At 72.6% G+C, this 8,299-nt stretch carries 5 protein-coding genes; 3 read left to right on the top strand and 2 right to left on the bottom strand.

Going from position 1 to position 8,299, the window contains the following annotated elements; translation table 11 throughout:
* Together ASF60_RS18190 and ASF60_RS18185 are read right to left on the bottom strand one after the other, a co-directional pair.
* Positions 1–4,008 (bottom strand): AMP-binding protein (locus ASF60_RS18190; protein ID WP_156634279.1); only part of this gene is annotated, 4,008 nt, incomplete at its 3' end.
* A gap of 43 nt (positions 4,009–4,051) precedes the next feature.
* Positions 4,052–4,276 carry an MbtH family protein gene (locus ASF60_RS18185; RefSeq protein ID WP_056188290.1) on the bottom strand — a complete coding sequence of 75 codons (225 nt, stop codon included), beginning with the start codon at positions 4,274–4,276 and terminating at the stop codon, positions 4,052–4,054.
* 255 nt (positions 4,277–4,531) lie between these two features.
* On the opposite strand from ASF60_RS18185, the gene ASF60_RS18180 reads away from it, so the two are divergent.
* From ASF60_RS18180 to ASF60_RS18170, 3 genes are read left to right on the top strand one after another with little or no spacing between them, the layout of a single operon-like run.
* The gene (locus tag ASF60_RS18180) at positions 4,532–5,614 is read left to right on the top strand and encodes a GNAT family N-acetyltransferase (RefSeq protein WP_056188288.1); all 1,083 of its coding nucleotides are present in this window, start codon (positions 4,532–4,534) and stop codon (positions 5,612–5,614) included.
* Positions 5,611–6,987 (top strand): lysine N(6)-hydroxylase/L-ornithine N(5)-oxygenase family protein, encoded by a 1,377-nt coding sequence (locus tag ASF60_RS18175; RefSeq protein WP_082508065.1) that lies wholly within the window; start codon positions 5,611–5,613, stop codon positions 6,985–6,987. The genes ASF60_RS18180 and ASF60_RS18175 overlap by 4 nt, the downstream gene beginning before the upstream one ends.
* A 50-nt stretch (positions 6,988–7,037) precedes the next feature.
* Positions 7,038–7,862: an ATP-binding cassette domain-containing protein gene (locus ASF60_RS18170; RefSeq protein WP_056188294.1), complete on the top strand. Its 825-nt coding sequence runs from the start codon at positions 7,038–7,040 to the stop codon at positions 7,860–7,862.
* Positions 7,863–8,299 lie beyond the last annotated feature (437 nt).

Below are 8,299 nucleotides of genomic sequence, written 5' to 3'. Positions count from 1 at the left end.
CTCGTAGAGGGCGCCGGTGGCGCGGATATGGGCGGCCAGGGGTCCGTGGGTGACGGCCACGCCCTTGGGCCGGCCGGTGGAGCCGGAGGTGTGGATGACATAGGCGAGCTGGTCCGGGTGCAGCGTGACGGCGGGGGCGGTGGCGGGCTCGGCCGCGAGGTCGAGGGCGTCATGGTCGAGCAGGACGGGCTCAGGCTCGGCCTTCGGCCTGGGCGCAGCCTCAGACCTTGGTGCGCCGGGACCGAGCTCCGGCAGCAGCGCCAGGGCCTCGGCCAACCGCGCGCGGGTGTTGGGATCGACGAGAACGAGGCTGGGCCGGGCCTCGGCCAGGAGGCTGGCCAGGCGCGGGGCGGGCAGGCCGGCATCGAGGGGCAGGAAGGCGCCGCCCGCGCGCAGGACGGCGAGGAAGGCGGCGATCTGGCGGGCGGAGCGCGGCAGGGCGACGGCGACGCGGGTTTCGGCCCGGACGCCGTGCCGGACGAGGGCGTGGGCGAGGCGGTTGGCGCTGGCGTCGAGCTCGGCGAAGGTGGTGGTCTCGCCGCCGATCACGGCGGGCGCGTCGGGGCGTACGGCGGCGGCGCGCGCGATCAGGCCGGGCAGGAGGTCCTCGGCCAGGGGGAGCGGTCCGGGATAGGGGGCCGACAGGGCCAGGCGGGTCCGTTCCGGGACGAGGGGCAGGAGGTCCACCCGCCGCGACGGCTCCGCCACCAGCGCAACCAGAAGACGAAGGAAACCGTCGCGGATTCTCGTGACCGCTGGGGCGTCGAACAGCGCGGTGCGATAGGCGAAGGTGCAGGCGGGCGCCTCCGCGTTCTCCGCGACTTCCAGAACGAGGTCAAAGGCCGGAGTGCCTGTATCCCGCCCGAAAGCCGTGAGGCTGAGGCCGCCCGCCTCCCCGAGGGTGCCGAGCCCGGCCGGCTGCTGGCTGATCATGACCTGCGCCAGGGGGGCGCGGCCGGGCACGCGCTGCGGCTGCAGCGCCTCCACCAGGCGCTCGAACGGCAGCTCGGCATGGGCCTGCGCCTCCGCCAGCACGGACCAGACCCGAGCGACAAGGTCGCGCCCGTCGCCGGTGGGCTCGATCGCGACCGGGATGACCAGGGTGTTCACGAAGAGGCCGACGAGGCCCTCCGTCTCCGGGCGCTGGCGCCCGGCCACCGGCAGGGCGAGGCGCAGGGCGCGCGTCCCCGCGAAGCGGCCCAGGATCAGCGCGAAGGCGGCGGTCAGCACGGCGAAGGGCGAGGTGGCGGTGGCGCGCGCGAAATCCGCCACGCCGCGGCCGAGGGCCGGATCGATCTGGAAAGCGAGCAGGCCGGGGGACGCCGTCTCGGGTGCGCGGGCGCGGTCGCTCAAAGCGAGATCCGGCTCCGGGCCATCCAGGCGCGCGCGCCACCAGGCGAGGTCCTCGGCGCGGGCCGCTTCCCGGGCCGGGTCGCGCTGCCAAGCCGCGACGTCGACGGGCTGGATCTGCAGGGGCTCGAGGGAATCCGCCCGGCCCGCGCGGGCCGCCGCATAGAGGGCCGGCCATTCGCGCAGGATCACCCGCATCGACCAGCCGTCGGAGACGATGTGGTGCATCGTGACGAGAAGCACGTGCGCCTCGGGGGCGCAGCGCACCAGCCGGAACCGGGAGAGGGCGCCGCCATCGAGGGTGAAGGGAGCCTCCGCCTCTGCGTGCATGAGCGCCTCCAGGGCTTCTTCGCGCGCCCGCTCGTCGAGCCCAGACAGGTCCGTTTCGGGCAGGCCGGCCGATGCTCCCACGGGATCGATCACGGCATCCGCCCGCCCGTCCGGGCGCTGGCGCAGCCGCGTGCGGAAGGCCTCGTGGCGCGCCGTCAGCGCGGACAGGGTGGTTTCGAGGGCCGCACGGTCCATGGGGCCGTCGAGGCGCAGTCCGCCGGCTATGTGGTGGCCGGGGCCGTCGCCGTAGGCGGCCTCGAACCATAGGCGGTCCTGGCCGGGCGAGAGCGGTAGCGCGCCCGACCGATCCGCGCGCGGGATCGCGGCCTGGGCGGCGCCCTCGCGCAGGCGGTCCAGGGCCTGCGCGAGGGCGCCGAGGCGCGGATGGGCGAACAGGGTCGCGGCGGGCAGGGACAGGCCGGTCGCGGCGTGGATCTCGGTCAGGATGCGGATCGCGCTGAGGGAATCGCCCCCTTGGGCGAAGAAGTGGCTGTCGCGATCCTGCTCCGTCCGCCCGAGGATCCGGGCGAACAGCCCGGCCACCAGTGCCTCGGTGGGCGTGAGAGCCGCGGATTGCTGCGTTCGCGCCCCGGCCAGCCGGCCATCCTCGATCACCGCGTAGGCATCGAGGCTGCCCGCCAGCCAGCCCTCTCGGGTCGCCCCGCGCTGGATCTTGCCGCTGGAGGTGCGCGGCAGGCCGCCCGGATTGAGGAGCACGACGACGCGGGCGGTCTCCAGGAAAGCGTCGGCCACGGCTTCCGAGACCAGAACCGCCAGAGCCTCGGGCCGCACCAGCTTCTGGACGCTGCGCGAGACTTCCACGGCGACGCCGATGCCCTCGCGGCCCTCGCGTTCCAGGCCGAAGGCGGCGATCCGGCCCTGGCGCAGGATGTCGACCTCCGCCTCGACCACCCGCTCGACGTCCTGCGGATAGACGTTCTGCCCGCGCAGGATGATGAGGTCCTTGGCCCGTCCCACCAGGACGAGCCGCCCCGCCGTCAGGAAGCCGAGGTCGCCGGTACGCAGCCAGCGCCGGCCCTCGACCTCCGGGAAGGTCTCGGCGCTCGCCGCCGGGTTGCGCCAATAGCCCTGGGCGAGGCTGGGACCGGAGACGCGGACCTCGCCGACGACGCCCTCCGGCAGGAAGACCCCGGCCGGGTCGGCGATCCTGACCGGGTGGTCTTCCTGCGACATGCCGCACTCAACGAGGCGGCTCGCCTCCTCGCTCGCCGTCTCCCGTGCCTCGCCCCGGGCTAGGCTCCCGGGGTCGAGGTCGAGGCTGCACAAGCCGGCGCCGCGCCTGCCCGCCGAAACGAACAGGGTCGCCTCGGCGAGGCCGTAGCAGGGCATGAGCGCGCGCGGGTCAAAGCCGGCAGGGGCGAAGCGCGCGGCGAAATCCGCCATGGTCGCGGCGCGCACCATCTCGGAGCCCGAGAAGGCCACCTGCCAGGAGGATAGGTCGAGGCGCGCCAGGGCGTCGTCGTCGATGCGGTCATGGCAGAGCCGGAAGGCGAAGTCGGGGCCGCCGCTCACCGTGCCGCGATGGCGGTGGATCGCCTCCGGCCAGCGGGCGGGACGCCCCAGGAAGTACTTGGGCGACATCAGCACAGCCGGGATGCCGGCATGGATCGGCTGCAGCAGCCCACCGATCAGGCCCATGTCGTGGTAGAGCGGCAGCCAGCTCACCACCACGTCGTCCGCGCGGAAGCCGAGGCCATCGCGGATCGCGCGCTCGTTCGCCATCAGGTTGGCGTGGCTGACCACGACGCCCTTGGGCGAGGCCGTGGAGCCGGAGGTGTATTGTAGGAAGGCGATCCCGTCCGGCTCCGGCAATTGGCCTCGCCAGTCCGCGGCCTCCGCCGTCGCGATGTCCTCGACGCTGAGGACCACCGCCGCGGCGGCCCCCGGCAAGGCCCGGACGATGTCGGCGGCCTCGCGGTGCACGAGGATCGCCGCCGGCTCGGAATCCGTCAGGACCGCCGACAGCCGGGCCTGATGCTGCGCCCGGCGTGCCTCGGGCGGGAAGGCCGGCACCGCGATCAGGCCGGCATAGAGGCAGCCGAAGAAGGCCGCCACGTAGTCGAGGCCCGTCTCCAGCATCACGGCGACCCGGTCGCCCGGCAGCGCATGGCCCTGGAGCCGGGCAGCGACGGCCCGGACGCGCCGGTCGAGGTCCGCGTAGCTCACCGTGATCTCGCCGGAGGCCGGATCGTCGAGGAAATGCAGGGCGGCGACCGGGCCATGGGCCTCGGCCAGCCCGCGCAGGTGGCGGACGAAATCGCGGGCGGGGGCCACCGTGATCGGAGCGCGCGGGACGACGACGGTCATCGGATCTCCTGACGACATGCGAGGCTGGGGAGCAGCGGCGGGCTCAGGTCCGGGGCGCCGGCGCGTCCCCGTCGAGGGCGCGCCGCAGCGAGGCCGGGCGCATGTCGGTCCAGACCGTGTCGATATGGGCGAGGCAGTCGGCCCGGATCCCTGAATATCCGGTGGCGGCCCAGCCCTGCGGCACCGGCCGGAAGGACGGCCAGATGGAGTATTGCGCCTCGTGGTTGAGGACGACGAGGAACGTCGCTTCGCTGTCGTCGATCGCCATGGGCCTGCTCCCGGAACGCTGCGGTCTCGCTAGGCAGGACGGTGAGGGCCGCCGCGAATTTAGTCCGACGCCGCGAAAAAAGTTCGGGCCGGGCCTAAATCGCGGCGGCGCCCCGGCGTCCTTGTGGGCAACAGGTGCTGCGTCCCCGGCGCGATCGGGGGCGGTCCGCGCCTGACAGCGGAGAACCTGCCGGCGTGCAGACCTGTCAGCCGTGCAGACCTGCCAGCGAAGGCGAGGCCGATGTTGCGAACCCCCATGCCCTTTCGCGCCGGAGAGGCGGCCGGCCGCCCCCGGATCGTCCACCAGGCCGGCGAACAGCTCAGCGTCGTGGCGGACGACCGTGTGGCCCTGCGCTTGCGGCTGTCCGGGACCGGCCCCGTCCGCCTGACCTTCGAGGATGGGGAGGGCCTGGACGCCGCAACCGCGCTGCCCGCCCTGATGGCCGCGTTCGAGGCCGTCTCGGCGGCCCATCCGGACCAGGACCGGATCGGTCTGGACCTCGCGGGCGCCGCGGATCTCGTGCCGGCCCTGCGCGCCGCGGGCCTCGCAGTGGGTGACGGGGACGCGCTCGCGGTCCATGCCGCCCTGCTCTTGCAGCGCCCCGAGCCCTGGCTCGCGGACCCGTCGCGCCGGGACTTCCCCGCCATGCCGGTGATGACCGAGGGGCGGCGCCATCCCCTGCGGGCGCCCAAGCCCACGGGACTCCTCTATCGGCGCTTCATCCCCTGGCTCGGACAGTCGGTTGCGTTCCGGGCGGCGACCCTCGACGACGTCGATCGGCTGCACCGCTGGATGAACGACCCGCGCGTCAACGCGGTCTGGGCGGAGGCGGGTCCCCGCGCCAAGCACGAGGCCTACCTCGCCGGCCTCATCGCCGATCCGCACATGCTCCCCCTGATCGGCAGCTTCGGCGACGAACCGTTCGGCTATTTCGAGGTGTACTGGGCCAAGGAGAACCGCCTCGCGCCGTTCTACGAGGTGCGCGACTACGATCGCGGCTGGCACGTGCTGGTGGGCGAGGACCGGTTCCGTGGCCGGCCCTACGTCTCCGCCTGGCTGCCCTCGCTGATGCACGCCCTCTTCCTCGACGATGCGCGCACCGACCGGATCGTCGGCGAGCCCCGGGCCGATCACGTCCAGCAGCTGCGCAACCTCGAACGCTCGGGCTTCGCCCGCATCAAGACCTTCGACTTCCCGCACAAGCGCGCCGCCCTGGTGATGCTGTTGCGCGAGCGCTTCTTCGGCGAGCGGCTGTGGGCGCCGAACCCGCCGCAGGCGCAGCCCGCGCGCGTGGACGACGCGACAATCGCAGACCGCGCGCTGGGAGCCGCCGCATGACAGAAGGCTATCAGTCCGACGCCGCCCTGGGCCTTCGAAGCCCGGCCGCTGATTCCGAGGCGTTCACCTTCGGCGGCGAGAGACCGGACGGCGCCGTGCAGGACGTGATCGGGATCGGCTTCGGCCCGTCGAACCTCGCCCTCGCCATCGCCCTCGACGAGGCCGGCCGCCGGAGCGGACGCCCCGCCCGGGTGCGCTACCTGGAGCGCCAGCCCGAGTTTCTCTGGCACGGTGGCATGCTGCTCCCCGACAGCGGCATGCAGATCTCGTTCCTGAAGGACCTCGTCACCCTGCGCGACCCGACGAGCCCGTTCAGCTTCATCAATTACCTGCACGTGCACGGCCGGCTGACCGACTACATCAACCGCAAGTCGTTCTATCCGAGCCGGATCGAGTTCAACGACTACCTGCGCTGGGTGGCGTCCCACTTCGCCGACCGGTGCGACTACGGCGAGACCGTCCTGGCGGTGGAGCCGGAGCGGACGGGCGAGACGGTGCGCCACCTCGTCGTGCGCTCGGCGGACGGCGCTGGGCGCGAGCGTCGCCGCCGGACCCGGGCCGTCGTCCTCGCCACGGGCGGCGAGCCGCGCATCCCGGAGGCCTTCGCGGGCTTGCATGGCAATCCGCGCGTGTTCCATTCCTCAGGCTACCTTCGGAGCATCGAGGCGCTCCCCCTCGCCGGCCCCTCGCCGCGCATCGCCGTGATCGGCGCCGGCCAGACCGCCGCCGAGCTGTTCCTCGACCTCCAGAGCCGGCTGCCGGGCGCACGGATCGACATGATCTTCCGCGGCCAGGCCCTGAAGCCGGCCGACGACAGCCCCTTCGTCAACGAGATCTTCAATCCCGACTTCACCGACTTCGTCTATGGCCAGCCCGATCCGGGCCGCAGCGCGCTGATCGAGGAATTCCGCGGCACCAACTACTCGGTGATCGACGGCGATCTCCTGACCCGGATCTACGAGATCCTCTACCAGCAGAAGGTTGTGGGCGCGGCCCGGCACGCCCTGTTCCGGCGGACCCGCGTGGAGGCCGTGACCGACCACGGCCCGCAGGTCGCGCTCGACCTCGTCGACGAGGCCAAGGGCGCCCGCCGCCGGGACCGCTACGACGCGGTGATCCTGGCCACCGGCTATCGGCGCGACCGGGTCCGGTCCCTGATGCCGGCCCTGGAGCCCTACCTCGCGGACGGAGGCGTCGATCGCGATTACCGCCTGCGGACCCGGCCCGGCTTCGAGCCGGCCATCTACCTGCAGGGTTTCAGCGAGGAGAGCCACGGCCTGAGCGACACCCTGCTTTCCATCCTGGTGGTTCGCGGGCAGGAGATCGCGCAGGCGCTGCTGAGGGACGCTCCCCCGGTCCGCGCCTCGGCCTGATCCCGCCCCGCCCGACCTCACGCCCCGACGGACCATCCCGGATGATCGCCATGGCCTCTCCACCCGCCGAAGCCCCCGGGGCCGCCCCACCGGCGGGGGACGCGGTGGGCTATCGGCTCGATGGGGTGTCGTTCGTGGTGCCCGGGCGCCAGCTCCTCGCTCCCCTCACCCTCGACTTGCCGAGCCGGGGCGTCGTCGGCCTCGTGGGGCATAACGGTTCCGGCAAATCGACCTTGATCAAGCTGCTGGGACGCCAGCAGCGCCCGAGCGGGGGCCGCATCGGCTTCCGGGGTCGCTCCCTTGACGACTGGGGCGACAGGGCCTTCGCGCGCGCCGTCGCCTACCTGCCGCAGGCGACGCCCCAGGCGCCGGGACTGCTGGTGCGCGAGCTCGTCGCCATGGGCCGCTATCCCTGGCACGGAGCCCTGGGGCGGATCGGCGCCACCGACCGCCGCATCGTCACGGAGGCGATGGCGCTCACCGGCACGGAGGCCTTCGCCGAGCGTCTCGTCGACAGCCTCTCGGGGGGCGAGCGCCAGCGGGTCTGGCTCGCCATGCTGGTGGCGCAGGATGCCGGCTGCCTCCTCCTCGACGAGCCGATCTCGGCCCTCGACGTCGCGCACCAGGTCGAGGTGATGGCCCTGGTCCGGCGCCTGGCCGATGCGCGCGGCGTCACGGTGCTGGTGGTCCTGCACGACATCAACCTGGCGGCCCGCTACTGCGACGAGATCCTCGCATTGCACGGCGGGCACCTCATTCGGCGCGGATCCCCGGACGACCTCCTAACGCCGGAGTCACTGGAAGCCGTCTACGGGATTCGCATGGGGATATTCCGGCACCCGGACACAGACGTCCCCATCAGCTTCACCCGGTGACGCCGGCACTCGCCGCCGACGGCGCGAAGGGCGCAAGGTCCTAGCCCGGAAACCGAAGCAAGCGCACCTTCAGGTCGATGCGGTCCTGCCTGCCCTTTGGCCGGAGCACCATGGCCATGTACGCTCCGATCGATTCCTCTCCCATGAAGGATAGGCCGGAAGCCTCCGGGGGATCTGCAACCCACGCTCCTGGTCCTCCTTCGGCGGACTTAGATTGGGACACAACAGAAGGCTTCTCCGGAGGGTTCTCCCCCTGAAGGAACGCCCCCCGGATCTCCATCCGGCGGTCCCGTGCCGGGGGCTGGGAAGGACTGCTTGGCCTCGTGCAGGAGCATGGCCTAGAGCTGCACCCGATCAAGTTGGGTCAAAGGCATCGTAGCCTGCGGCCATCAGGTAGTTACGGCATTCGTCCGGTGTAAAGCGGCCGAAGGCTTGCT

It is taken from the genome of Methylobacterium sp. Leaf113, assembly GCF_001423325.1.
GTDB lineage: Bacteria > Pseudomonadota > Alphaproteobacteria > Rhizobiales > Beijerinckiaceae > Methylobacterium.
The sequence above is the reverse complement of the archived record's forward strand: the minus strand, read 5'-3'. Positions and strand labels throughout refer to the sequence as shown.

What these genes read in the sequence shown, in the direction of transcription:
- ASF60_RS18180 (WP_056188288.1), top strand. Translation starts at nt 4,532, where the DNA reads ATGCCCTTTCGCGCCGGAGAGGCGGCCGGCCGCCCCCGGATCGTCCAC.
- ASF60_RS18175 (WP_082508065.1), top strand. Translation starts at nt 5,611, where the DNA reads ATGACAGAAGGCTATCAGTCCGACGCCGCCCTGGGCCTTCGAAGCCCG.
- ASF60_RS18185 (WP_056188290.1), bottom strand. Translation starts at nt 4,276, where the DNA reads ATGGCGATCGACGACAGCGAAGCGACGTTCCTCGTCGTCCTCAACCAC.
- ASF60_RS18170 (WP_056188294.1), top strand. Translation starts at nt 7,038, where the DNA reads ATGGCCTCTCCACCCGCCGAAGCCCCCGGGGCCGCCCCACCGGCGGGG.